This is a genomic window from Paenibacillus sp. RC21 (assembly GCF_044907935.1).
GTDB classification, from domain to species: domain Bacteria; phylum Bacillota; class Bacilli; order Paenibacillales; family Paenibacillaceae; genus Paenibacillus; species Paenibacillus terrae_A.
Genome location: NZ_JBIYCS010000004.1, coordinates 39169 through 65228 on the forward strand (window position 1 = coordinate 39169; position 26060 = coordinate 65228).

Sequence of the window (26060 nt, forward strand, 5' to 3'; positions counted from 1 at the left end):
CAATCGCTTTTAGCCCTATCTTTTTCTAAAAAAGCTATGTTTGCCGCCAACATGACCCCTCATGTCATTTATACTATAAAATTACCAAATCCTTATATCAAAAAAATAAGCAAATACGATAAATAATCGTTATAGCGTTTGGGCCAATACTTCGTTTACGGGCACAACCAACTATGATACCATCACATTATATCTTAGTTCTATTGTCGGAAATAAAAAGTATAACTTTGAATCCCTGTAAACAACGCTTATGAAGGAGGTTAAAAGGATGGCTTACGAACCAATCTGGACCGCTCATCCCGATAAACTGAACAAATTCGAATTTGCTAAGCTGGAAAAGGACGGCCTCGACGTCATACGCACCATTATCGAAAACTATGCGAGCGCAGGCTTCGATTCGATCACTGCGGACGATATGGATCGTTTCAAATGGGCCGGAGTGTATCAGCAAAAGCCCAAGGATGGCCATTTCATGATGCGTGTCCGCATCAACACAGGTATCATGACATCAGCGCAGGCACATGCATTGGCGGACATAGCCACGCTGTACGGACGCGGTCTCGTTGATGTTACCACCCGTCAGGCTATTCAGTTTCACTGGCTGACGGTTCAAGACTTACCTGATATTTTCGAGCGGCTGGAAAAAGTCGATTTGTACTCCTTTGAAGCCTGTGGCGACTGCCCGCGTACAATTGTTGGCAATCCTTTGGCAGGCATTGATCCGAATGAATTGGTCGACACCAAAGACATTGTGGATGAAGTCAACCGTTTTTTCGTATTAAATCGGGACTTCTCCAATCTGCCGCGTAAATACAAAATGTCCATCTCCGGTAATACGTACAATAACGCGCAGGCTGAAATTAACGATTTGTCCTTTACGCCAGCCACTAAAGTGATCGACGGGAAAGAAGTCATCGGCTTCCATGCGATGGTCGGTGGGGGCTTATCCGCCAAGCCGCATTTGGCGCAATCGCTGGACCTGTTTGTCCGTCCTGATGAAGTTTTGAAGGTTTCTATTGCAGTCACCACCATTTTCCGTGATTACGGCTATCGGGAAAAACGGCACCATGCTCGCCTGAAATTCCTCATCGCCGATTGGGGCCCGGAAAAGTTTTTAGCCAAGCTCACCGAGTATATCGGCGAAATGCCCGGCCGGGGCGAAGATAAAACGATCGGCTGGCAAGCAGCTTATTTTGACGGCGTGCATCCACAAGCGCAGCAGGGTCTAAACTATGTCGGCCTGAACGTGCCCGTAGGCCGTCTGGATGCTGACGAGCTGCATGAGCTGGCCGACCTGGCTGATCGCTATGGTGATGGACAGATTCGTACCACCATGTCACAAAATATTTTGCTGAGCGGCGTCCCGGACGACCAGGTGGATGAATTACTACAGGCTCCTGTGCTACAGCGCCTGACGCCACAGCCCAAGCATTTTATGAGCCGTACAGTTTCATGCACCGGGAATGAATTCTGCAATCTGGCGATTGTGGAGACTAAAAAGCGGGCGATTGACGTTGCCGAGTATTTGGATCAGCACGTAGAGCTGGATGAAAAAGTGCGCATTCATTTCATCGGCTGCCCGAATTCCTGCGGACAAAAGCATATTGCTGACATCGGTCTGCAAGGCTCGCTTATTAAGACACCCGAAGGCATGGTCGACGCGTTCGATATTGCTGTCGGCGGAGCGCTCGGACCGGGTGCCCAGTTCAATAAAGCGCTCAAAGGCCGCGTACGTGGTGATCAGGTCGGCCCTGTGTTGGCAGAACTGATTCTGTTTTACAAAGAAAATCGAAACGCCGATGAAACTTTTTATGCGTATGTACAACGAGTAGGCATTCCGACTTTTCAGGAAAAGCTATCTGCTATTTTGCAGTCCAGCACCGTCGCTTCCTGAGGCTTGTAAGTAAAGCTCTTCTATAATGTGTTCTCTTAACCTAATAGGCCTTCCAAGGCAGCCTGTTTGTATCTCGCATACAAGCAGGCTGTTTCCTTTTGGTCAAAACATGGCTGCAAAAGGTCATCTTCTGCGCTTTCAAAAAAAAGACACCGGATTATTCCGGTATCCATATTTTCGCAAAATCAAGCACTACCGGTTTATGAGCGCCACCGGATGTGAATGTCACCACTGCATAGCCTGTCGGTATTTTGTATAAGAGTCCTGTGTCATATCGGATGCCGAAGGAATTGTCTTCCTTGTAATGGGTAGTGGTTTCCCAAACCTTCGCACCGTTTCCTTTCAAGCCAGTGATGGTGATCCCATGCATCTTCGTGGTGCTTCCCAGCGGATCATATCGGTCACTAAACCGAACGTACACCTGCTCCTCCGGCAGATATACCCGGTCAGTCGGATAATCCTCTGTATCACCGAACAATTGCAGTCCGTTGCTCAAAATCTGTGTACGCTTGCTGTTCCCTTTAAGCCCTGTCACGGCAATATGGCCGCCAGGCAACTCGCGTACTTCTGCAATGTCTTTACCAGAGCCCAGGTCAAAATTGATGTTACGGATTTCCCGTCCGTACACATCTGCCTGTACTCCTACCGGGCCATGAGGACTGTTCATAAGTGCATAATATCCATCGTGATTGCCAACCAACCAACCCGAAGTCACCCCGTCCTTCGTTCGATTCCACAGCTCCTCACCAGCTTCTGAGTATTTGAGTACGGTAAATGCTTGCTCATCCCGGTTCAGAGAGGATACAAGAAATCCGCCGTCCGCAAGCGGTTCCAAACCTATAAGAGAGTTTTGTCCATGGGATGCCAAGCCATCCGTTTGTAATGTTCTGGACCACACGGCATTCCCGTCCACATTCAACCGTGAAGCCTGTAACTCCCGTATCCCATCTGGCTTCGTGTAGTCAATAAGCAACAGCGAGCCACCATCCGACGTCTCCCGCTGGACTCCCCTACTGCTTGCACCAGACTGCACGTTCAGATCCAGCTCATGCTTCCACACACCCTCCAGCGAGCTGTCCAGCTTGCCGTACGTGACATGCGCCACGCTTGCCTCAGTGTTGTCTTCGATGTTCAGTACCAGAAATCCACCATTCGCTGCGGGCTGAATATAATTGTGTGGGTTCCCTTCATCCTCAAAGCTTCCAATCGCTGCGCTTGTTTCAATCTCAGCTTGCTTGGGCACGGCCGCTTCGGACACCTCGGATGCATAAGACTGAATAGCGCTAAACCCCATGACCAATGTCGCTAAAGCAACTCCTGCTGTCCATGAATAAACACGTGTTCGTAGAAACCCGTTTCGCGTTCCCTTCAAACGTTCCAGCTCCCTTCATGACTTTACCTCAGAGATGTTTTTAAAAACCTTAGATGTGATAAGACTACAAACGGTTTCGCTTCAACTTGTAATGGTTGTCACGTGGGCACGGAACTTCATGCGATGCTATACAATCATGAGTTATATATTTACCTCTTCAAGCCCGAGCCCAAACATTTGAAACTCCAAAATGGAGACTGCTCAGAGACTTTCTACCGATGAATATACGTATAGATTTATTATTCCAGCGCTTGGTAAACTATGTGTCACATGCTTTAACGCAAGATTTGGATAAAAGTTCTCTTTTTTTACAAAATAAAGCCCCACCAAGGCAAAGGAATGAATACGCTAATTCGTATTCTGCCTTCATACCTGTGTGGGGCTTATAAAACTTACATTAAATGACGTCTACAGATCGGCTGTCTGAAGCGCCTGGCTGCGCTGTGTATCCCGTTCAAGGATCGGCTTCAAATACCGTCCTGTATAGGATTCTTCGACCTTCACGAGCTGCTCAGGTGTTCCAGTAGCCAAAATCGTTCCACCGCCGCTACCGCCTTCCGGTCCCAAATCAATCAGATAATCGGCTGTTTTAATCACATCCAGATTATGCTCGATGACCAGTACTGTTTCTCCCGAATCTACCAGACGATGCAGTACCGTCAGCAATCGGTCAATATCATGAACATGCAGCCCCGTTGTCGGCTCGTCCAAAATGTAAATCGTCTTACCCGTGCTGCGACGATACAGTTCGGAAGCCAGCTTCACGCGCTGCGCTTCGCCCCCGGACAAGGTAGTCGCAGGCTGTCCCAGCTTGATATATCCCAAACCTACATCCAGCAGCGTCTGAATCTTGCGATGAATCTTCGGAATATTTTCAAAAAACTCTGTCGCATCCTCTACCGTCATCTCCAGCACATCGGCAATACTTTTACTTTTGTACTTCACTTCAAGAGTTTCCCGATTATAGCGTTTACCTTTGCATACTTCACACGGAACGTATACATCCGGCAGAAAGTGCATTTCAATCTTTATAATGCCGTCGCCCTTGCAAGCCTCGCAGCGACCACCCTTAATGTTAAAGCTAAAGCGACCTTTTTGGTAGCCTCGGACCTTGGCCTCATTTGTTTTTGAAAATAAATCACGAATATCATCAAATACCCCGGTATAGGTTGCAGGATTTGAACGCGGCGTGCGGCCGATCGGAGACTGATCAATCTCAACGACCTTATCGATATTTTCAAGCCCGCGAATTTCCTTATGTTGACCTGGACGCACTCTGGCCCGGTTCAGATCGCGCGCCAGCGTTTTGTATAGAATTTCGTTGACCAGCGTTGACTTCCCAGAACCGGATACGCCAGTAACAGCCGTGAAAACACCTAACGGGATTTTAACATTCAAATTTTTGAGATTGTTCTCCTTGGCCCCGCGGACCTCCAGCCACTTATCCGTAGGCTTGCGCCGTTCGGTATTGACCGGAATGAACTTGCGTCCGCTCAAATATTGCCCGGTTAAGGAATTCGGGTCTTCCATGACTTCCTGCGGAGTCCCCTGTGACATGATCATTCCGCCGTGGATTCCGGCCCCCGGACCGATATCAATAATATAATCGGCCGCCATCATCGTATCTTCGTCATGCTCCACCACAATCAGCGTATTCCCGAGATTCCGCATATGCTCCAATGCACTAATCAGGCGGTCATTATCCCGCTGATGCAACCCGATGCTTGGCTCGTCCAAAATATACAGTACACCCATCAGGCTGGAACCGATCTGTGTCGCCAACCGGATACGTTGTGCCTCACCACCGGATAACGTGCCCGCTGCACGACTTAAGGTCAGGTACTCCAATCCAACATTAACGAGAAATCCCAAACGGCTGTTAATTTCCTTAAAAATGAGATTGGCAATGGACTGTTCCTTCTCACTCAACACCAGCGTTTTGAAAAATTGAGACGCTTCGCCGATGGACAAATCAGTTACATAGGCAATGTTACGCTCCTGAATAGTCACCGCCAGAGTTTCTTTCTTCAAACGGTGTCCCTTACAGGTGTTACACGGCTTTGCGCTCATAAATCCTTCAATAAATTCACGGATACCGTCAGAAGCTGTGTCACGATAACGACGCTCCAGATTCGGGATAATTCCCTCGAAGGTCACGTAGGCTTCCTTGCGTTGTCCAAAATCATTTTCATAACGGAATCGGATCTTCTGGTCACCCGTTCCATTTAATATGGTGTTCATCTGTTCCGTGGTCAGCTGGCTGACAGGAATGTTCTGTGGAATACTATAATGCTCGCATACGGACTGCAAAAATTGCGGATAATAGGTGGAAGTTCCTCCACTCCACGCCTGAAATGCTCCATCTTCTACATTTTTCTCCGGATCAGGAATGAGCAGGTCGGGGTCGACCACCATTTTAACGCCCAATCCGTCACAATCCGGGCAAGCACCGAACGGACTGTTAAAAGAAAACATCCGTGGCGACAGCTCGTCTATACTGGAACCACAGATCGGGCAGGCAAAATTAGAACTGAAGCGCAGCTCCTCTTGCCCCATCATGTCCACCAGCAACTGACCTCCTGAAAGGTTCAATGCTGTCTCAATAGAGTCGGACAGACGTGCACGCACATCCTCCTTCACTACGATCCGGTCTACAACCACTTCAATGGAATGCTTCTTGTTTTTCTCCAGCTCGATCTTTTCGGACAATTCACGCAGTTCCCCATTGACACGCACCCGTACAAAGCCTTGCTTGGCAATATCCGAGAATAGCGTTTTATGCTCACCTTTGCGTCCCGAAACCAATGGGGCCAAAATCTGCAGCCTTGTCTTTTCAGGGTATTGCAAAATGCGGTCCACCATTTGTTCAACCGTTTGTGATGTAATTTCAATGCCATGTTCAGGACAATGAGGGTGACCAATTCGGGCAAACAACAGCCGCAAATAGTCATAAATCTCTGTAACCGTACCGACAGTAGAACGCGGATTACGGCTCGTAGTCTTTTGGTCAATGGAAATCGCAGGAGACAGTCCGTCAATGGAATCCACGTCCGGCTTCTCCATCTGTCCCAGGAACTGACGCGCATACGCAGATAAAGACTCCACATAACGCCGCTGTCCTTCTGCATAGATCGTATCGAAAGCCAGTGACGATTTACCTGAGCCACTTAGCCCCGTGAGAACGACAAATTTGTCCCTTGGGATAGTCACGTCAATATTTTTGAGATTATGCGCCCTTGCGCCTTTGATGATGATGCTTTCATTCGCCAAATGTTTCATCTCCTTAGCCATAGTTCACGTCATGCTATACTGCAATGGAATACCCCATGCAAGTGATATATCGCAAAGAGAACGACCGCATGGGCCGCCCTCTCTATTTTCAAAAGCAATCATCCATTTCATTTTCAATGTGTTCGCGCTACTAGCCGCCCCTGAAAGCTTAGTCAGCCCGTAGCTCCAACAAAGCGTCACGCAACTCGGCAGCCCGTTCGAACTGAAGATTCTTGGCGGCATCCTTCATCTCCGCTTCCAAACGCTGAATCAGCGACTGACGCTCCTTCTTGGAAAGTTTACCTGTCTCGCCAGGAAGGTAATCATTACGTGCCTCGGCCACCTTGGTCGCTTCAATGACATCACGAATCTTTTTACGAATCGTTTGCGGGGTAATGCCATGGTCTTCATTATACTGAATTTGAATCGCACGGCGGCGTTCGGTTTCTTTTATCGCTTTATCCATAGAATCCGTAATTTTGTCACCGTACATAATAACACGACCATCGCTATTCCGTGCTGCCCGTCCAATGGTTTGAATGAGCGAACGTTCGGAACGCAGGAAACCTTCCTTGTCCGCATCCAAAATCGTCACCAGTGATACTTCTGGCAAATCCAGTCCTTCCCGCAACAGGTTGATCCCAATCAGTACATCAAAGGTACCCAAGCGGAGGTCCCGTAAAATCGCCATCCGCTCCAGTGTCTTAATGTCTGAATGCATATACCGGACCTTGATACCCACTTCTTTTAAATAGTCGGTCAGATCCTCAGACATCTTCTTGGTAAGCGTGGTGACCAGTACCCGCTCCTCACGCTCCATACGAAGCCGTATCTCGCTAATGAGATCGTCGATCTGTCCCTTGCTTGGACGAACCTCGATGATGGGATCAAGCAGGCCTGTAGGTCGGATGATCTGTTGTACAGTCGTTTCGCATTTCTCCAGCTCATAGGGGCCTGGTGTAGCTGATACGTAGACGATCTGACTCACCTTGTCCTCGAACTCTTCAAACTTCAGCGGGCGGTTATCCAACGCAGATGGCAGACGGAAACCATGGTCCACCAGTACATTCTTACGCGCCTGGTCACCATTATACATCGCCCGAATCTGCGGCAACGTAACATGAGACTCATCAATCACGATCAGCATATCATCCGGAAAATAATCCATCAACGTATACGGTGTCGCCCCCCGCTCGCGGAATGTCAGTGGACCTGAGTAGTTCTCGACGCCGGAACAAAAACCAACCTCTTTCATCATCTCGATATCATAGCGGGTACGTTGCTCCAAACGTTGTGCCTCCAGCAGCTTCCCTTGTTCCTTCAGCTCCACTAACCGCTCTTCAAGCTCACGTTCAATGTTGACCAGTGCTATCTTCATCGTATCCTCATGAGTAACGAAGTGAGATGCAGGGAAAATGGCAATATGATCACGTTCACCGATCAATTCACCCGTAAGCACATTAATCTCGGTGATCCGTTCAATTTCATCCCCGAACAGTTCTACCCGTATAGCGTGTTCCCCATGGGAAGCCGGGAATATTTCAACAACATCCCCCCGTACACGGAAAGTACCCCGCACGAAGTTGATATCGTTCCGCTGATATTGAATATCGACCAAGCGGGACAAAATCTGATTGCGGGGTTTCTCCATGCCGACTCTAAGCGAGAGCAGCAGGCTTGAATATTCTTTCGGGGAACCCAGACCATAAATGCAGGAGACACTCGCTACAATAATAACGTCACGACGCTCAAACAGAGAGCTTGTGGCTGAGTGGCGAAGTTTATCAATCTCCTCGTTGATGCTGGAATCCTTCTCAATATACGTATCGGAAGACGGAATGTATGCTTCCGGTTGGTAGTAATCATAGTAACTGACAAAATAATCGACTGAGTTATTCGGAAAAAAATCCTTAAACTCACTCGCCAGTTGGGCAGCCAAAGTCTTGTTATGCGCAATAACCAGAGTAGGCCGATTCAATTTGGCAATCGTCTGTGCGATGGTAAACGTCTTACCCGTTCCCGTAGCACCCAACAGTGTTTGATGCTTTTTTCCTTTTGTAATCCCCTCTACCAGTTCAAGAATGGCATGAGGCTGATCGCCTTGAGGTTGGAATTCCGACTGAATTTCAAAAGTCTTATCGCTAACAACGATATCACTCATTGCCCTGCATCACCCTTATCGTCTAAAATGGAAACATCATGTTTCTACAACAGTCGAGCTGAAACGTCTTTACCTGTAAACCTATGTCGATATTTCCCGAGCAATGATACTTGGGAAATATGGTTGGATAGGAATGTTTGTTCCCGTATTATACCTCTTTCTTTCCTTGGATGCAAACGATAAGTCTTGAATAGGAGTGAATTAAATTTTGGATATCACCATCGTGTTGGGCATCATCGCCGGAATCATAGCATTAATCGGTGGCTTCTTATGGGAAGGCGGACAATTTACAGGGCTGCTTCAGGGTACATCGGCTCTGATTGTGTTTGGCGGAACGCTCGCAGCAGTTGTTATCAGCTATCCCGCCTCCAAGCTGAAAACCATACCAGCTGCCCTTCGGATGGCGTTTAGCCGTGAAAACGACCTCTCCGAGCAATATATTGAAGATTTGGTTTCCATGGCAGCCACCTCACGCCGATCCGGAGTGCTTGCGCTGGAGCGTATTTCCTCAGAGCATCCGAATGCATTTCTGCGCGAAGGTCTTCAACTGGTCATTGACGGAACCGAGCAGGAACAAATTAAACAAATTCTGGAACTCGAGTTAGATACCATTGAGCATAAGTACGAAGGATATGCCAAAATATTTGAATCCGCAGGCGGCTATGCCCCTACGATGGGGATTATCGGTACTGTGATGGGCCTGATCCATGTACTCGGCAGCCTGACCGAGCCGACAGCGCTTGGACCGTCCATTGCTGTCGCTTTTATCGCCACACTATACGGCGTTGCCAGCGCCAATCTGATTTTCCTGCCCATCGCATCCAAGATCAGAGCATGCAGCGAAAGTGAAATGGTCACGATGGATTTACTGCTGCAAGGCATTCTCGCCATTCAAAACGGAGAGAATCCGAAGCTTGTACGCAAAAAACTGGAGTTCTTTATCCGTTCAGAGCAAAATCTGGAGTCTAAGCCGCCTCGTCGCTCACGTTCAGAGGACGCTGCTCCAAAGGAGGACTTCCATGAGAGCGCGCGCTAAGCGCCGCCAACATCAAGGAGGCGGAGACCATCGTGACCGCTGGATGATTACCTATGCCGATCTAATCACACTGCTGCTCATTTTTTTCGTTGTGATGTACGCTATGAGCAGCCTGGATGCGAAAAAATACGATGTCGTTGTTCAATCCCTACAGGATACGTTCCATAAAGGCGATTCTATTTTGGAGCAAGGTTCAGGCATTACAGGTACGGCGGATCGATACACAAGCAAGAATCCGCCCACAACCAAGCAACCTTCATCCGATAACAAAGCAGCCGGACCGACCAAACTGACCGAACGCGAGCAGGCATTTCGCAAGCAGGAAAAAGAACTGCAAAATCTGATGAGCGTCATTGAGCAATATATTTCGGATAATAAGTTGCAAGGTCAGATTTTCGTATCCGATCAGCCACGTGGTATTGTCATCACCCTGAACGACCGCTTTTTATTCGATCAGGGCAGGGCTGCACTCAAGCAAGGCTCTGCAAACACGTTATCCAAGCTGGCCAGTCTGTTCCGGGATTTGAAAACGCCGATCAGCATCGAGGGCCATACGGACAATATTCCGTTCACACGCTCTTCGAACGCTTCGACCTACAAGGACAACTGGGAGCTTTCCGGGGCACGGGCGCTATCCGTGCTTCGATTCTTTCTAGACAGAGAAGGATTATCTCCTACAGAATTTCAATACGCAGGTTATGCCGATACACGACCGGTTGGCGATAATACCACCGAGGCCGGACGACAAAAAAACCGCCGTGTCGAAATTACCGTACTGCGCCAGCTTCAACAGTAAATGCCAAAAACCTCCTCAGTCACACTCAACGTGAACCGGGAGGTTTTTGTATACATTTTATAGTTCTACATGGCTTCCGCTCTGATGACGCAGAACAATAAACCGTACGAACAGCGTTGTATAGAGCGGCGTACGAGAGATGAGGGAGGTTATTTTGTTTAAGTCTATATTCCCACTATGTATTAGAAGCCAAGGTGAAGTTAGATAAAGCCTGGTCATGATGCTGGAAAATCAATAAGATAAGGCAAACTCGTGTTGCTTCTCTCGCACTGGTGAAGTTGTGGAGATGCTTTGCTTGTGGTAGCTATATTTCCAATCGCTGTACAAATTAAGGAGCCGATCCAACTCCATAGACTTGGTCAACACCCGTCGATCCTTTAATCCCACCTCTTTCGCCAATTCATTTAATTCCTTACGCTTTTCTTCGATGCAGTCCTCCAATTCTTGCAATTTCACATCAACAAACCTCCTGTTTGGTATGGTATTTACAGTTAGTTTACAAGCTGATACCTTCCCTACAGGTTAATAATATAATAAAACCCATTTCATCCCTTTAACGGGATAAATCAAAAAAGCCAGCCCTCATTAGGACTGGTTTTTGATGAAAACTGTTAACCTCCAACTCCGTGTCCAAACACAACAATGTTATGAGAGTATTCTAAGAAGCTAAAAAGCCCTATAATTAGAATGAATCTCAGGTTTTTTACTCGCATTTATCAAGACCTCCTCCATGATACTTTCATACTCTGATTTTTGGTCTTTTGTTGCCTGCGCTCTAAATCTTTCAAACATTGCTGTGCAGACCATAAACTTTTCTTTGTTATTGATTTCAAGACATTTTTTCAAGCTTTTTAAAACATAATAAATACCTTTTTCATGGAAAAGGTTATTAAACATATATATTGCCAGTTGATAACACAAATCAGCATACGTGTGATAACTAAATGATTGTTTATAATAACTGGTTTCCATAGATAGCTCATTATTAAATGAGGCCAATTCATGAGAAAACTGTTGGAGAATATGTTCAATTAAAAAACCATGCTTGTTAGCCGACTCTACTATCGTTAACAGACCCAGCAAAATCTCAGGTGGGTTATTTTTCAGGAATTGAATATACGTTGGCAAACTACTTGTATCGCCCATAAGAATTTTCAAGTTAAGTTGATTAGCATTTGCCCAAAGGGTGAACTTTCGCACTTCTTTTTGCCCAATTTCCCCTAAATCTTCAAACCAACTCAAATCGGCGTAGCCAGAAATATATTTCATGGCTTCCTCATATCTTTCTTGTTTTTCCAATGCGATTCCCTTCATCAAATAACCTTGTCCATAGTAAACAACAATTGGTCTTTCAGTTTCTAATGATTTAAATTTACTGAATTTTTCTCTCTTCTGAACTTCATTTTTGTATACTATTGTTGCAAGACTTTGTAGTTCGTCAGCATACCTTTCGACCTCTTTCCACTGGTGTAGGTTGAAGTATATGTTAGCGAGTTTTAGTAAAGCATCTAAATGATAATTTTCAGGTAAACGATTACGGTAGGGAATGAATCTCAATACTGATTCCAAATTCCTCTCCAAATCTTGACCTATTGAAGCTACAAACAATTTATAGTGACTGATGGCCAACCTCTCGGAATGTTGGTACTTCTCATTTTCAATGACACATTCATAGAAAGGAACTGCTTCTTGCAGCTTCCCTTCCTCATACAGTTCCTCTGCCAAAGCAAAGATCGTTGGTATGTGGTTAAGATCCTCCATTAGGCGTGAAAGCACTTTCTCCACACACCGCAAGTTCCCCACTTCAACACAACGAATCAGGAATGGCTTAACTCTTTTCCAATGAGGTCTTCCATCGTAAAAGCATTCATCTACGTAAAGGTCATACAACCAGTCCTCTGGATAGTTAAACGCTTTAGTAATTAAGTCCATTTGTCTTACAGAGATAGGTTTAGGCGGATTTCCGTTAAGCATAGCACTAAATATGCCCCGATTAAGACCCGTAGCTTGTCCAAAACTATTAAAAGTGTAACCACCAAGTTTTAATTCTTTCTCAATCTCCGAACGAATCGTGGTTGCATTTTCCAATAAAAACACCTCCCGGCGTATTCAGATGATTTAAAAAAATCACCCTCCTCGACAAACAATTACAATATACTAGAAATTATATGAATAAACTGGATGATGGTCAACCCCTTTTTTTACACCGTTTTAATATATATTGGAATTTAATGTGTGTTTAATAGTCTTTACAAGGACTTAATATTATACTATTTAGGTAATGCAATTACCTCCACGCTTGATCTACCTTTGTCTACACTCATACTATAGGAGTGTGGATGTCTATGGAAACAACAAAACTCATAGGAGTAAAAATCCGCCAATTTCGAAAATTGCGTGATATTACACAAGAACAGCTTGCAGAAGCATCTGATTCAACAGGTTCCTATATCGGCAAGTTGGAGCGTGGTGAGGTCAATGTACAGATCAAAACACTAGAGAAAATAGCCGAAGCCTTGGGAATAAACGTATTCGCATTTTTTGACTTCAATCCATATGAAGAACTCAAAAGTCAGCCCTGGATATGGGAATGTGTTCATTTACTCTCCCAGCAGAATGAAGCCGATCAAAATAAGGCATATCGAATATTGAAGGAACTGTTCACCTCTTCAGAAAGCGGGCTTACAGCAAGCAACCCCGATAAGTCCAGCGAATAACGAAAAAAATGATTTTTTTCCCGATTGGTCATGAACATAATATTTCAAAAGGGCTATGTTACTCTACCTTAGTAGTAGGTTACATAGCCCTTTTATGTTCTAAGAAGTCATTTGGTTGATGTTATTTTCCACTGCTTTTATCACTTTTTCATATTCTGTCCGTTGTTCTTCGGTCGAATGATCCTTATATTTCTCAAACAATAGCGTGATGGACTTGATATAGTAAGCCTTATCATTTAACTGTGAGGATGCTTTGAGACTGCTCAGATACTTTCGAACGATACATGTTCCCTTATTGTTGAGGCATCTATTAGAACACAAAATTAAAATCCTTTTCAAATTTCTTCTTATGAACTGTAAATTCAGCATATTGTTTCTTTGTAGCAAAACCCTTGTACTTCTCAAATAAAATAATAGATTGTGCAAATACATTTGAATTATTCAATAACGTTGCAAGCTCTAAATTCCTAAGAATTGTATCAATTCCTAAAGTATAATTTTTAGAATTGAATCGATAAATGGAAAGTTGTAAGTTGAAATTGCAGTAATCATCCATATATAAAGCATCTTCATTTTCAGAAAATTTTCGAATGTAATCACTGAAATGATTTAATATATAGTCTATATTTAAAAACTGTTTATTAGCCACCTCTAATAATGTGAGAATGCCTGGCAATATTTCTTGCTCGTTTTCCTCTAGCAGTAAAATATAATCCCCCAAATTCCTGTTGTCCCCCATTAATAAATCTAGTACATATCCATTAGCTGTAGCATACATTTTTATTTTTTCAACTTCTCGTTGGCCAATCTCGTCCAAACCTCTAAACCAACTTAGATCAGCATATCGGGAAACCATTTCTTTAGCCTCCTGATACAATTCTTGCTTCTGTAGAGAATAAGCTTGCATTAATAGTGCTTGTCCATAATATACCACTAATGAACGTTCACTAGAGTATGGCTCAAGCTCATCATATTTTTTATAATCTTGGGCTTTTCTATATTCATATATACGAGTTGCGAGTTCCAGCAATTTCTGACTGTGAAAAATAGTTTGGCTCCATTTATGCAAAGAAGAATAAATATTAGCCATTTGCAATAGTGCATCCAACTGATACGCCTCAGGTAAACGATATAGAAAAGGTGAGAATTGAATAGTTAGCTTTAAATTCTCCTCCGCGTTTGTACCTAATTGTATACGAAACAATCTATATTGGCTGATTGCCAACCGCTCTGAATGGTAATACCTTTCATTCTCTATTACACACTCGTAAAAGGGAACGGCCTCCTTTTCCTTACCTGCTTTATGCAGTTCTTCTGCAAGTTCAAATATGGTCGGCACATAGGACAAGTCCTCTGTTAGCCTCGACAATACCTTTTGGATGAAGTCCCGTTTTCCTAACTCTACACAACGCAACAGAAACGGCTTAATCCGTTTCCAGTGTCCTTTTCCTTCGTAAAAGCATTCATCTATGTACAACTCATACAGCCATCCCTCGGGATATCCCAATGCCTTGGTAATCAGGTCCATCTGCCGAACGGAGATCGGCTTGGGCGGGTTGCTGTTCAGCATAGCGCTGAATGTGCCGCGGTTAATTCCAGATATTTTACTGAAGCTGCTAAAGCTATAGCCCCTTTGCTTCAATTCTGTCTCTATCTTTGAGCGGATCGTAGGTGTATGTTCCATGTCAATCCCCCTCAATAAGTTTCAATCATATGAATAATGTTTCTTTTTATATAAAATACGTCCCCTAAGTAATCTTAAAATAATACAATAGTGTGAAAAAAGAGAAATAAATGGTTTATATGCTGACTTTAATTTATGATGCCTTAAAAAGAAGTCTTTTTTAAACGAATCCCATGATAATTGAAAAATTGAATGAAATACATGAAGGGAAGCATTAAAAGCAGTCTTCAAGTTTTTTTATTTGAATGTCACAAATGCATCCCTTTTTCAGTTATATAGGCAGAAAGGAGGGAAGTTAATGGAAAAACCACATGCAAATAAGCAAGATGCAGATATCAGCCTTGTAATAGAACAAGTACAAACGGGCGACAAACAAGCATACACACATATCATACGGCGTTATCAACAACAGATCTTTTTATATTGCTACTATTTACTTAAAAATCAGGAAGAAGCGGAGGATGCTGCTCAAGAAATATTCATCAAAGGGCTTGAGTACATCCATCAGTTCGTACCAACAGTTTCTTTTTCAGCTTGGCTTTACAAAATTGCTCAAAATCATTGTAATGACTTATTAAAAAGAAACACTAGAACGTTTAAATCCTTCATCCAGTATAAATTGAAACTGAAGCAACAACCAATACACGAATATACAGATTTAATTCACGAGTTAATGGATCAGCTAACGTTAGAAGAGCGACAAATCTTATTGTTACGCTCACTGGAAGAATACAGCTATGAAGAAATTGCTACAATTATGGAACTAAAACCATCGACCATCCGAAAAAAATATGAGCGACTCCGTAAAAAACTAATTCACCAAAAGGAAAAGGGAGGAAAAAAGTATGAACATTCCTTTAAAACCGGAAGATAAAGAAATCGGGCATTTACAAGAGCTTATTCGGGATACTCCAATACAAGTTGATTTAATTGATAAAACGATGGAACGCTTTGAGAAAGTAGGTACAAGACGCTATAAGCGATCTAACATTCGACCAAAAAGGACACGTAATACAATTATTGTGACTTCTATTACGCTTGCAATGACATTTATGCTGGTGGTTGGTACTGGCTTCATTTCTCCGACAATGGCTGCCTCCTTAAAACAAATTCCAGGTATGAATTCTATATTCCAGCTAGCTGGTGATCTTGGTTTACAAACAGCGGACGAAAAAGGGCTACTATCAAAACCAAATCTTAGTGACACTCACGATGGCCTGACTCTCAGCGTACCGGAGGTCATGTTTGATGGAACACGTGTATCCATTGCCTTAGAACGACAAACCACTGATAAAAGATTTACAAATGAAACGGTATCATCACTGATCAACGATGTAATACTTACTATTAATGGAGAAGAAATAAACTCTTATGCACCTGCTAACACAAGCAACTCCATTGATCCTTATATGATACCTGGAAAAAATTCAAATTCAACAATTATACAATTTTCGGATTTACGTAACCAAGGAGGAAAATCTTTTCCAGATAAGTTTGATTTAACACTTTCCATGCCCGTGTCTGGGATTCAACAACCCTTCAAAATCATTATCCCTATCGAGAAGAATACTAAAAAAAATATAGTACAGACACCTGACCTTAAGCGCCAGTATGAGAAAATTCATTATACATTGGAAAAGATTGAGCTGACCCCAATTACAACTAATATAACTACAAGAATCGAATTACCAAAAACCTTAAAAATCTCTACTTTACCTTTTCTAAACTATGAACTTTATGATGATAAGGGAAATGAATTAAAACAAATTGGAGGTAAAGGTTGGAGTGCAACAGACGGTAATGTTCTAATGACTGATTCTCAGTTTGAACCCTTTATATCCCCTCCAAAAGTTATTACTATTAAAGTTTATAAATACATTTTTAAAGAAGGGAATAAAAGTCAGTTTAAATTGGACAAGGAAGGTAACCCAATAAAGGAGTATTTCTCTGATCTAGAGATCAGCTTACCGATAAGTTCATAAAAAAGCTGTCGAGGAACCTCGACAGCCTTGGTGAAGAAAGTGAAATATACTTTCACTTTCTTCATTAACTTATCTTTTCACAATAAAAGTATAGACTCCCAACTTAGCACCATTAGACTTATATGCTTCCACTTGGGCTGTACCATATCCAATAACTGTAACTTTATTACCAGTGAGCTTAATAACGTTACTTCCATACAAAAGCATCCAGTTTGAGCCTTCCATGTAGTATTCACTTCCCATACCCAGAGGTACGTCTACGTCTTGTGGTTTAATAGGTGGCTTTTCTCCGTTGGCAGGACTAAAGGTTACCGTAACTGTCGCTGGAGTTACAGCTGATGTCGTTGAACTTACCTGTGAAGCGGAGGCTACTCCCCCTAAAGATAAAGCTAACGCAGAAATTGATAATGCTAAGATGGCTTTTTTCATTTGTCATTTCTCCTCTTTAATAGTCTTCTTTCTAAGCTACTAAATGCCTTGTTCTATGTCTGTGACTACGCTTTTGCTGTTCTCACGATATTAACTCTTCATTTCCCAACCTCCTTTCTTCTAATTAATTACATTGTAATTCTTGATGTGTTACAAGAACGATAAAAATAAACATATCATTTCTTTTTTTACAAAATAATCAATAAAAGACCAATCCCTTATGATTGGCCTAATCTGATTGCATATGATTTTGAAGACTCTCCATAGAAACTGGTGGCTTAAACCAATTTCTTTGCTTGGATAATGATAATTAAGGGTGTCCTTTTGCCCTTTTAGGATGCTCTACATCTGCTTCACCTTCTATATCAAGCCCTTTAAACCAGCCTAAATCTGCATAGCCCTCAAGCTCTGCCTTTGCCTCCTTAATATATCCTTTCTTTTGTAAAGCTGTTGAGACAGAAAGGAATCCATAACCGTAGTAAAATACCAAGTGCCTTTCTGCACGTGAGCAATGATCTGCTCTTCTTTTTTCCTTCCTTATTTGCTGATCCATATAGATTACATTAGCCAGTTTCTTTAATTCATGACCATACTTCTCTACCTCATCCCATTTGTGTAAGTAAAAATATATATTTGTGATCTTATGAATCGCCTCCAACTGATAATGCTCAGGAAGCAAATTACGATAAGGTGTAAATTCCAATACTAACTCAAGACTCTTTTCCAAATCAGACATTGCATAAGCTTTAAATCTTTTATATTGGCTTATAGCCAACCGCTCCGAATGACGATATTTTTCATTTTCGATTACACATTCATAAAAAGGGATCGCTTCCTTTTCTCTGCCTTCGGAATATAATTCTTCTGCAAGCTCAAATATGGTTGGAACATAGGACAAGTCCTCTGTTAGCCTCCACAATACCTTTTGAACGAAGTCCTGTCTTCCTAATTCCACACAACGCAACAGAAACGGCTTAATCCGTTTCCAGTGCCCTTTTCCTTCGTAAAAGCATTCATCTATGTACAACTCATACAGCCAGCCTTCCGGATACCCTAACGCCTTAGTAATCAAGTCCATCTGCCGAACGGAGATCGGCTTGGGCGGGTTGCTGTTCAGCATGGCGCTAAATGTGCCACGGTTAATACCGGAGATTTTACTAAAACTGCTAAAGCTATAGCCCCTTTGCTTCAATTCTGTCTCTATCTTTGAGCGGATCGTAGGTGTGTGTCCATGTCAGTCCCCCTCAATTAGTTTTGGACATATCATAAGTGATATTTTATATGTAAACTCTATCCTTTAGGAAATTCATTTCAATACAAAATCACGTAAATAGTGAAATATATGGTCTATATAGTCACTTTAATTGATGATGCCTTAGAAAGAAGTCTTTTTTTACGATTCCCGAAATATTTTGGGTTTGAAATACCTCCCTTTTCCAACATTCAAACTCTTCATTCATTACAAATTTTGATGATTTCATGGAAAAAGGGCTCTCTCGGATTCATTCAAGAGAGGAAATTAAGAGAATGGTAGTCCCGATTGTTACAACCGTCTTATTTATTTTCATCACTTGACCTTCTTTCATGTTTAATGAAAATTAACTCATACTATCCAAGAAGTAAGTATATATTTAGTTGTATTATTTTTTGCAACTACGACGACTATATGTTATGTTAACTGTAAATATTTGTTTGGAGGTATGGTCAATGAAATCATTTCGCTTTTGGTTGGTCCTAATCTCAATTTTAGTAATTATTGTAAACATTTCAGGATACGACGACTACAATATACTATTGGCTATTATTAGTCCGTTGGTTTGGATTTACGAATCATTTCGATTTGTACGAGAAGCAGATATTTCAATAGTAGTTGTATACTTGACTACACTAGGTTTCTGGTATCTTATTGGTTTGGTTTTGGATCGTCTAATAAAAAAAACAAGATAAATTTTTTCCAAAAAATGCAACACTACCTTATGTCCTTTGAGCATGAGGTACACAACAGGTCAGCCCCTCTATAAAACTATTTCAATACCTACGAACTCCTTTCAAACAAGTGGTTTTAGCTCCTTTGTTAAACTTTTAGCAAGTCCCTTCTGATAGTCGTCCCTTCATCCACTGAGCCAACTGCTTTAAATCATACATGGTTATTCATCTTAAAAGCCTATCCTCCTTCCCACCAACTCTAAAGAAATTATAATTCTTGATGTGTTACAAGAATGATGAAAATAAACAAATCATTTCTTTTTTTACAAAATAATCAATAAGAAAAGACCAATCCCTTAAGATTGGCCTAGTCTAATTGCATATGATCTTGAAGACTCTCCATAGAAACTGGTGGCTTAGACCAAGAGAAGAACGTAATGCCCCCCCTCTCTTGGCAAATAATCGGTTGATTCACATGTTGCCGTATAACGGACGCTTGTCTTAATTAGCTGTCGGTTCGGTTCCCCAAACAAGTACGCCATTATGATACAACGTGGCTTTTGTATGATCAGCATATGAAGTTTGCGTACCTTTATACGAGTAATCGTCACTTTCGTTATAGTTCGACCAGTCTGTTTTATGAATACGGGTTTGAATTTCGCCCGTGCTTCCTCCAGGTGCTAACACGCCTGCATTCGAGTTGAAGCTGACTTCCAAATAATAATCAGCACCTGTTACAGATTTATCCATTTTAACCAGCTTGCCATTCAGCTTCGAGCAGCTCAGCGTCGCATAGTCGCAGTTGAATGTCTGCGCGCGGTCGCCGTCGATCGTGTAGTAGTAGCGAATTTTCAACTCGTTGATCGGTACGGAGTTTGTACCTTTGTTTAAAATTTGGAAATACGGCTTCAATTGATTGTCGTTCACATTGGTATCCGCTGCGTGATACTGGAGCAACAGTCCCTTTGGCGGCTCCTGAGCATCCGCTTTCGGCGCTGCGCTAGCCGTGTTCGAAACCGATTGTCCTGCATTGTTCTTCGCTACGACTTGGTAGTAGTACGTCGTGTCTGCCGTTACGGCTGTGTCGGTGTAGCTGCTTCCGTATACATCGCTCGCTACTGTGGCGAACGCGCCGTTTTCAGCCGTCGAACGCTTCACTTCATAGCTTACCGCATTCGCCGATGCTGTCCAGCTCAGCTTTACTTTCGCCGTTTCGCCCGCTGCGTTCAGCGTGAAGCTGCCCGGTACTGACGGCTGTTCGGTAATGCCATACGTTTTTAAGTTAGTCGGGAGCTTTTCAAGCGTAATGACGTTCGGATGATTATACACTTTTTTCAGATGCTCAAGGCTGTTTTGTTTGCCGTCTCTCAGAAAATCCCCATACCATGTAGCAAACCAGCTCCAATGGGCTTGATACGCCTTCATCAAATCAGGATCCGGGATAGGTCCGTTTTCGCTCATGGCAACTAACTTTTTGTCCTTGCCCAATGTAACAAGGTCTTCATATTTTGCAATTTGCGGACTGTAGTCGCCTGCTTGCGGATAAGAGTCAAAGCTCAAAATATCCACATACTCGTCTCCCGGATACCAATCCGGAGCAACAGAATTCCAAACCCAAATCAGATTGTTCAATTTGTGCACATTAGTCAAACGGTCGTGCATTAAAATATACAATTTTTTAACAGGCTCAGGACCTTTAGCGCCCCACCAGAACCATTTGCCTTCCGCTTCGTGCAAAGGACGGAACAGGACAGGAACTTTCGCATCCTGCAACTTCTTCAATTGCCCTGCAATCACATCGATGTCGCGAATAAGCAATTTATAATCTTCGGACTCTGGATTATTCATCGCATATTCTATATCGAATGTAGTCGAATCGGCATAGAAGCCTCTCCACCATTCTTTTCCTTGCGTATCGATAAGACCTTTCGGCGCGTTCCAGTGCCATGCAAAGGTAACGATGCCCCCTTGCTTATCCCATTCAATCGCCTTTTCCGTCTCTGTGGAACTAAGACCGTGTTCCGCTCTGCTTGGCGAATAGTCAATCAGGTCAAGCGCCGCAATAGCCGGCTTTTTACCTACATTTGCTTGAAGCCAATCAATTTCGGGCATATCCTCTTGACCGGAAAGCATATTCTTCCCGTATTGATCAACCAGGTAGTTCATCAATGCTTTTGCTTCTACCGTCGCATTCGGATTGATGAGCGTTTTGGTTACCGCATGCGGTGGACGGTCAGCAGCAGGCTCCAGCTTGACGTAGTCGATATCGTACCAGCCCCAGCCTGTTTCAAAACCAATCGTATTCGCCCCTGCATTCAACAGAACCTTACCACCGGAAGTTTCTTTAAAATCAGCCGATTTCCAAAGTACCAGCTCGCCAGACGCTTTGCCGTTTAAAGAGAAATTCGTGCGTTTGTCATCATGAGGAGAACGGTAGCCGATTGTAAGATTGTACAAGCCTGCCGTTGGAGCCTGAATCGTCATCGTCAGGGAATCCCCTGCATTGTGGAAATTAGTTACATAACCAGTACCTGAGAAGCCGGTCCCGCTGGATTCCACAATGGTTCCCTTCAGCGTGCCATCTTCGGCTTCATAGCGAACAGGACCGTCTACAGGCGTCCTCGGAACCGCTTTCAAGACATTGGATTCGCTCGTTCCCGCATTTGTTTTTGCGGTTACTTTATAATAGTAAAAAGTGCCGTTCGTTACGTTAGTATCCGTATAAGACGTTTCGATCAAGTTGGATGCTACAGCAGTAAAAGGACCGTTTTCATACGTTGCCCGCTGTACACTGTAACCTACAACTCCGCTGGAAGCGTCCCAGGACAAATCGACTTTCCCATCGCCAGCCTCAGCTCTCAGCGCAAAGCTTTCAGGACCTTCCCCAGGTGGCACAGACGTATCATTGCCGGCAGTCAACACGATGTGATAAGCCGTCAAAGGCGGTACTGTATAGGTAAAGCGGTTGCCTGAAATTTGCGTAATTGGCGCTGCTTCCTTAATTTGCGAGCTATTTTTGTCGAAGCCCCATACTTTACCGGAACCGTAAGTCGTCTCGCCGGAAAGATCGAATTGGGCGTCGAATGCACTGTCCATGCTTTTATTCATGACAACGAGGTGCAGTTCTTTGTAGGATGCATCCGTTACGGAAGCATGCACCGAGCTATTGACAATATCCGACGTTTGCACATTAACGCTGATATCACCGAAAGTAGAGCTTTTTCCGTCATAATTGCGGTAAAGCTTGTAAGCGGCACTAACGTAGTTGTTGGCACCATCCTTTAACTTCCAGTAGTTTGCCATATAAACATCGTTTTTGCCCAAGATGCCCAGCACATCGGTCATAGCGATACCGCCGGAAATATCATTTTCGCCGCCATAGCTATACTCGGTCAAAGCCAGCTTGGTTCCCGGGTAATACTTATCCACCGACTGCTTCAATCGAGGCAGTAAAGGCAAGAATTCGCTGTTCCATTGAGCGATCCAGCTATCTTCCTTGTAGGTCGGATCCCACAAAGTACGAGGCGCCTGCATTCTGGCTTTCTTCGTTTCGTCGTTGCCTACCTCATTCGTAATTCGTATGCCTCCGCCCATCGCTTCGGGATACCAGTGTACATCGAAAACATCCAGCAATCTCTTGCCTTCGGCTTGCGAGCTGAGACGCATTTGATCCAGGTAATAGTCCACGAACCAGCTGTAGTTTCCTTTTACAGAGTTCCAATCAGGTGCAGTTTGAAGATCTTTATAGGCGCCAAAACCGTAAAGAACCGGCCCAAAAATTTCCGCACCCGCGTCAACCGATTTGACAGATTTGGATAAACTTACCGACCGATCTACCAACTCTTTCGCTCCGACATTTTCACCATGAATGCGTGGATGCGTATGCGACCAGAGAGCGGGTTCATTGTCAAGCGCATATCCTTTCACACCCGTCTTTGTTGAAGCAGCGCCGTACTTTTTCACTAAAAAGTTGACGAATTCATCCGCATAAACCTGATTGTCATTCAGATCAGGCTGCAGTTGAAACGGCGCATTTTTAGCGTTTACGACCTGATTCCAACGAGCGGAAGGAGCCTTTTCGCTTTCCTGCACACTTCCATTTCCATCCTTGGCCACATAACCGGCCATCGGCAGCGTAACTAAAGAATAAGTGCCTAGCTTCAGCGATTGATCATGAAACGAAGTCGTCACCGCCCCCGGCTTTTCACATTCAGCTTTTGTCAGACCGCCATTGTCGCATAAATAGTTATCGCTGGATTGCTCCCAATCGCTTCCTGCATTGGACATATTGTTTTCCCAGTTATATCCGGTCATTCGATTGCCACCAAGTCGTCTGGCAGTCAGATTCTCATCGCCTGCCAACTCCTGATTCGTACCGTAAATATAAGGGCTAATAGGCTTACGATCCTTGGATGTATCAACTTTAATGGTAACGGTCTTTGCCGTTTGACCGTGAACTACAGTTGGACCCGATAGAGCCCCCCCTACTATAATCGTGCATGCCATGACGACAGGCAGCCATTTGGAACGTTTGAACCAAATACTACTACTATTTTCCACCTTCATGCCGCTTTCCTCCTTTAAGTTTGAAAAGAGCGGCACCCATACGAGTGCCGCTCCGTCAGGCTTTAAGGCTACTGACCCCAAACGAGTTTATCGTTCTGGTACAGCGTCACCTTACTCTAATCTGCAAATTAATTTTTTTTGTAGGATCGTAGGAGTATTCATCTGCCACATTGTAGCTCGTCCACTCGTTTTTGTTGATAAGCGCTTGAATTTCGCCAGTCGAAGCTCCAAGTATCCGGTTGACTACACTCTCCTCTCCGTCCGAAATCCAGAATTGGCCCAGATCTTCAAGTGTTGCAACAGCCGTATTCACACCGCACATGATGGGTTTGCCGTTTGCATCAAGGTAATACCGTTACCGGCTTCTTGTTGACAAATGTGTAATAGTACAGCTCTGCTATACGTTCTACCGACCAAGCCTGCATATCGAACTATTTGTTGGACGGAGGTCCATATACATAGATTATTCCATATAGCCATATAGTAGAACATGAATTCGCCGCTTGGACATTTGCTGTAACCGCCGTTCCAACTGTTCGTTGCGCCGCCGATCAGCCGTCAGCCGAAGACAGCCATATATAAAACTCAAGCTGGCGTTTCGGGGACGTATCCCTTTCAGTCTTGCTTGCCTGTTGCCGATTAAATAACCATAAAGCTTGGGGTATCGAAAAAGCCCCTTAGCCAAGGGACTTTTTTATTTTGCGGATTGCAAATCTCTATATCTGCTCCCAAATAGGGGCAGTACCTGGAACGAAGGGCATGGAGAACGGGCTGAAGGGCGGGCTATCATATTGCTTTATGTAGTCTTTATCATCTCAGTAGACACGGAGCCTGATAAACCATTCCTCATGGAAAATTAATACGCCGTCCAGTCGCCACCGGCGGCGATCACGACCCCGTTTATGAAACGGGAATCTTCAGACGCAATAGTTTTTCAATATTTTCATCATTCTTCTTCAATCTATTCAGAAACTCTTGTTGATTCACACCCATCTCCCCTACCGTACCTTGTCCTTTTGAATAAGCTTATAATAAATGCGTGCAGGCTCTGACTCTCCAGTGGATAAAATGTATTCTGCTAAAGGTGCGCACAGCTTTTGAAGATAGAAGGAGTATAGCAGCTCCGCCGTGTCAAAATGAATTTTCAACACCTGTCTCATCAATCCTTCAAATTTGGGATAATCCAGTTCCTCCGGGGTGATATCAAACGGGTATTCAGGAAAGGTTTTTTTCTGAATTTCGATAAATTGCTCCCTAAGCTTTGGTTGGTTGCCTGATCGCGCGGCTGAGAAATTCATCATAAAAAACGATATAAAATCTGTCTCACGATCACTTAATTCATAATACTCACACCAACGCATGAACATCAGCGGTTTTACCATATATAAATCCCCTTTTAACGAAGTTCAGATTAATCGTTGAATCACACAAAATCTAACAGGTTCCAGCATATGTAATATATAGGTTAAGTCCCATTTTAAAATATGATTCCTTAAACAAATTTTGCATTTTAACATATCCCTCCTATCTTACATCTCCGTAAATAGCCTACAAAGAACGCTCAACAAAAAAGACCTTTTCAACATCTTAATGACGCTGACCAGGTCTTCTCATGGAAATCCGTATCTTCACATTCGTGTTTATTCTAATCCTCTACATAGCTAACCGATTACAGACTGCAAGTGAAAACATAGGCGGGCGGGACGTTGTAATGTACCTTTTTGATCTGGATGTCGCCAAAGAAGGTACGAAAAAAATTGTGTTTTACCTTACTATACTGGAACGTAATAAATTTGCCCTCCTGACCCAGTACTTCGGCCGTTTGTCCCAAAATCAGGCTGGATAAGGCGGCAGGCAAGCTGGTAAAAGGGAGTCCTGATACGATGTAATCCACTTTCGAGACATGATACTGTTTCATATACCGGGCTACATGCTCGGCCGATCCATGAATGACGTGTACTTGCTCCAAGTGTCCGTACTTGCTTTGCAATGTTTTGTAAAACGATTCATTGGCCTCAATCACTAGCAGTAGCGTATCCGGGCGCTTGTTCTTAATCAGTTCTTGCGTAAACACACCGGTACCTGCACCATACTCAATGATGCACGATGCTTGGTCAAAGTAGATTGGTGTGGTAATTTGCTTGGCCAACTGTTTTGAGCTTGGTATAACAGCGCCTACGCTGCGTGGATGCCTGATGTACTCTCGAATAAAGTGAATCGCATTCAT

At 43.6% G+C, this 26060-nt stretch carries 18 protein-coding genes and 1 pseudogene; 6 read left to right on the forward strand and 13 right to left on the reverse strand.

Going from position 1 to position 26060, the window contains the following annotated elements; genetic code table 11:
- Positions 1–268 precede the first annotated feature (268 nt).
- Entirely contained in the window at positions 269–1894 is a 1626-nt protein-coding gene (locus ABIA61_RS13775) for a nitrite/sulfite reductase (RefSeq protein ID WP_283653500.1), read from the forward strand.
- Between the two features lie 157 nt (positions 1895–2051).
- On the opposite strand, the gene ABIA61_RS13780 is transcribed toward ABIA61_RS13775, so the two are convergent.
- The 3 genes from ABIA61_RS13780 to uvrB form a co-directional block, all read right to left on the reverse strand.
- Positions 2052–3266, reverse strand: coding sequence for a hypothetical protein (locus ABIA61_RS13780; protein WP_404580880.1), 1215 nt, complete (start codon positions 3264–3266; stop codon positions 2052–2054).
- A gap of 408 nt (positions 3267–3674) precedes the next feature.
- Positions 3675–6536 (reverse strand): excinuclease ABC subunit UvrA, encoded by a 2862-nt coding sequence (gene uvrA, locus ABIA61_RS13785; protein ID WP_283653502.1) that lies wholly within the window; start codon positions 6534–6536, stop codon positions 3675–3677.
- A gap of 169 nt (positions 6537–6705) precedes the next feature.
- A complete protein-coding gene (uvrB, locus tag ABIA61_RS13790; RefSeq protein WP_404580881.1) occupies positions 6706–8697 on the reverse strand; it encodes an excinuclease ABC subunit UvrB in 1992 nt (663 codons plus the stop codon).
- A gap of 208 nt (positions 8698–8905) precedes the next feature.
- Between uvrB and ABIA61_RS13795 the strand changes: the two genes are divergently transcribed.
- Positions 8906–9733, forward strand: a complete 828-nt coding sequence (locus ABIA61_RS13795) for a flagellar motor protein (RefSeq protein ID WP_404519474.1) — start codon at positions 8906–8908, stop codon at positions 9731–9733.
- Positions 9717–10529, forward strand: a complete 813-nt coding sequence (locus tag ABIA61_RS13800) for a flagellar motor protein MotB (protein ID WP_404519473.1) — start codon at positions 9717–9719, stop codon at positions 10527–10529. The genes ABIA61_RS13795 and ABIA61_RS13800 overlap by 17 nt, the downstream gene beginning before the upstream one ends.
- Positions 10530–10760: 231 nt before the next feature.
- Here the strand turns inward: ABIA61_RS13800 and ABIA61_RS13805 are convergent, their stop codons facing one another.
- Both ABIA61_RS13805 and ABIA61_RS13810 read right to left on the reverse strand, forming a co-directional pair.
- The gene (locus tag ABIA61_RS13805) at positions 10761–10985 is read right to left on the reverse strand and encodes a Spo0E family sporulation regulatory protein-aspartic acid phosphatase (RefSeq protein ID WP_404580882.1); all 225 of its coding nucleotides are present in this window, start codon (positions 10983–10985) and stop codon (positions 10761–10763) included.
- Between the two features lie 210 nt (positions 10986–11195).
- Positions 11196–12617, reverse strand: a complete 1422-nt coding sequence (locus ABIA61_RS13810; RefSeq protein WP_404519472.1) for a DNA-binding protein — start codon at positions 12615–12617, stop codon at positions 11196–11198.
- A 257-nt stretch (positions 12618–12874) separates the two neighbouring features.
- Between ABIA61_RS13810 and ABIA61_RS13815 the strand changes: the two genes are divergently transcribed.
- Positions 12875–13246, forward strand: a complete 372-nt coding sequence (locus ABIA61_RS13815; RefSeq protein WP_404581041.1) for a helix-turn-helix domain-containing protein — start codon at positions 12875–12877, stop codon at positions 13244–13246.
- A 310-nt stretch (positions 13247–13556) separates the two neighbouring features.
- On the opposite strand, the gene ABIA61_RS13820 is transcribed toward ABIA61_RS13815, so the two are convergent.
- Positions 13557–14930: a helix-turn-helix domain-containing protein gene (locus ABIA61_RS13820; protein ID WP_404580883.1), complete on the reverse strand. Its 1374-nt coding sequence runs from the start codon at positions 14928–14930 to the stop codon at positions 13557–13559.
- Between the two features lie 298 nt (positions 14931–15228).
- Between ABIA61_RS13820 and ABIA61_RS13825 the strand changes: the two genes are divergently transcribed.
- The gene (locus tag ABIA61_RS13825) at positions 15229–15804 is read left to right on the forward strand and encodes an RNA polymerase sigma factor (RefSeq protein WP_404580884.1); all 576 of its coding nucleotides are present in this window, start codon (positions 15229–15231) and stop codon (positions 15802–15804) included.
- Positions 15776–16912, forward strand: a complete 1137-nt coding sequence (locus tag ABIA61_RS13830) for a DUF4179 domain-containing protein (protein ID WP_404580885.1) — start codon at positions 15776–15778, stop codon at positions 16910–16912. The genes ABIA61_RS13825 and ABIA61_RS13830 overlap by 29 nt, the downstream gene beginning before the upstream one ends.
- 69 nt (positions 16913–16981) lie before the next feature.
- Here the strand turns inward: ABIA61_RS13830 and ABIA61_RS13835 are convergent, their stop codons facing one another.
- The 7 genes and pseudogenes from ABIA61_RS13835 to ABIA61_RS13865 all read right to left on the reverse strand — a co-directional run bounded on the left by ABIA61_RS13835 (position 16982) and on the right by ABIA61_RS13865 (position 26060).
- Positions 16982–17341, reverse strand: coding sequence for a BLB8/JUQZ-1 family protein (locus ABIA61_RS13835; RefSeq protein ID WP_404580886.1), 360 nt, complete (start codon positions 17339–17341; stop codon positions 16982–16984).
- Positions 17342–17681: 340 nt separating this feature from the next.
- Positions 17682–18557: pseudogene (locus ABIA61_RS13840) on the reverse strand (helix-turn-helix domain-containing protein); the annotation flags it as partial.
- A 1211-nt stretch (positions 18558–19768) separates the two neighbouring features.
- The gene (locus ABIA61_RS13845) at positions 19769–23833 is read right to left on the reverse strand and encodes a glycosyl hydrolase (RefSeq protein ID WP_404580887.1); all 4065 of its coding nucleotides are present in this window, start codon (positions 23831–23833) and stop codon (positions 19769–19771) included.
- Positions 23834–23939: 106 nt separating this feature from the next.
- Entirely contained in the window at positions 23940–24155 is a 216-nt protein-coding gene (locus ABIA61_RS13850; RefSeq protein ID WP_283653513.1) for a hypothetical protein, read from the reverse strand.
- A gap of 141 nt (positions 24156–24296) precedes the next feature.
- A complete protein-coding gene (locus ABIA61_RS13855; protein ID WP_404529631.1) occupies positions 24297–24422 on the reverse strand; it encodes a hypothetical protein in 126 nt (41 codons plus the stop codon).
- Between the two features lie 409 nt (positions 24423–24831).
- Positions 24832–25215 (reverse strand): hypothetical protein, encoded by a 384-nt coding sequence (locus tag ABIA61_RS13860; RefSeq protein WP_192512777.1) that lies wholly within the window; start codon positions 25213–25215, stop codon positions 24832–24834.
- A 287-nt stretch (positions 25216–25502) separates the two neighbouring features.
- The gene (locus tag ABIA61_RS13865; protein ID WP_283653514.1) at positions 25503–26060 is read right to left on the reverse strand and encodes a class I SAM-dependent methyltransferase; all 558 of its coding nucleotides are present in this window, start codon (positions 26058–26060) and stop codon (positions 25503–25505) included.

Coding starts and splice junctions, on each gene's coding strand:
- ABIA61_RS13775 (WP_283653500.1), top strand. CDS start 269: ATGGCTTACGAACCAATCTGGACCGCTCATCCCGATAAACTGAACAAA.
- uvrB (WP_404580881.1), bottom strand. CDS start 8,697: ATGAGTGATATCGTTGTTAGCGATAAGACTTTTGAAATTCAGTCGGAA.
- ABIA61_RS13800 (WP_404519473.1), top strand. CDS start 9,717: ATGAGAGCGCGCGCTAAGCGCCGCCAACATCAAGGAGGCGGAGACCAT.
- ABIA61_RS13815 (WP_404581041.1), top strand. CDS start 12,875: ATGGAAACAACAAAACTCATAGGAGTAAAAATCCGCCAATTTCGAAAA.
- ABIA61_RS13820 (WP_404580883.1), bottom strand. CDS start 14,930: ATGGAACATACACCTACGATCCGCTCAAAGATAGAGACAGAATTGAAG.
- ABIA61_RS13825 (WP_404580884.1), top strand. CDS start 15,229: ATGGAAAAACCACATGCAAATAAGCAAGATGCAGATATCAGCCTTGTA.
- ABIA61_RS13830 (WP_404580885.1), top strand. CDS start 15,776: ATGAACATTCCTTTAAAACCGGAAGATAAAGAAATCGGGCATTTACAA.
- ABIA61_RS13835 (WP_404580886.1), bottom strand. CDS start 17,341: ATGAAAAAAGCCATCTTAGCATTATCAATTTCTGCGTTAGCTTTATCT.
- ABIA61_RS13845 (WP_404580887.1), bottom strand. CDS start 23,833: ATGAAGGTGGAAAATAGTAGTAGTATTTGGTTCAAACGTTCCAAATGG.
- ABIA61_RS13850 (WP_283653513.1), bottom strand. CDS start 24,155: ATGTGCGGTGTGAATACGGCTGTTGCAACACTTGAAGATCTGGGCCAA.
- ABIA61_RS13860 (WP_192512777.1), bottom strand. CDS start 25,215: ATGGTAAAACCGCTGATGTTCATGCGTTGGTGTGAGTATTATGAATTA.
- ABIA61_RS13865 (WP_283653514.1), bottom strand. CDS start 26,060: ATGAATGCGATTCACTTTATTCGAGAGTACATCAGGCATCCACGCAGC.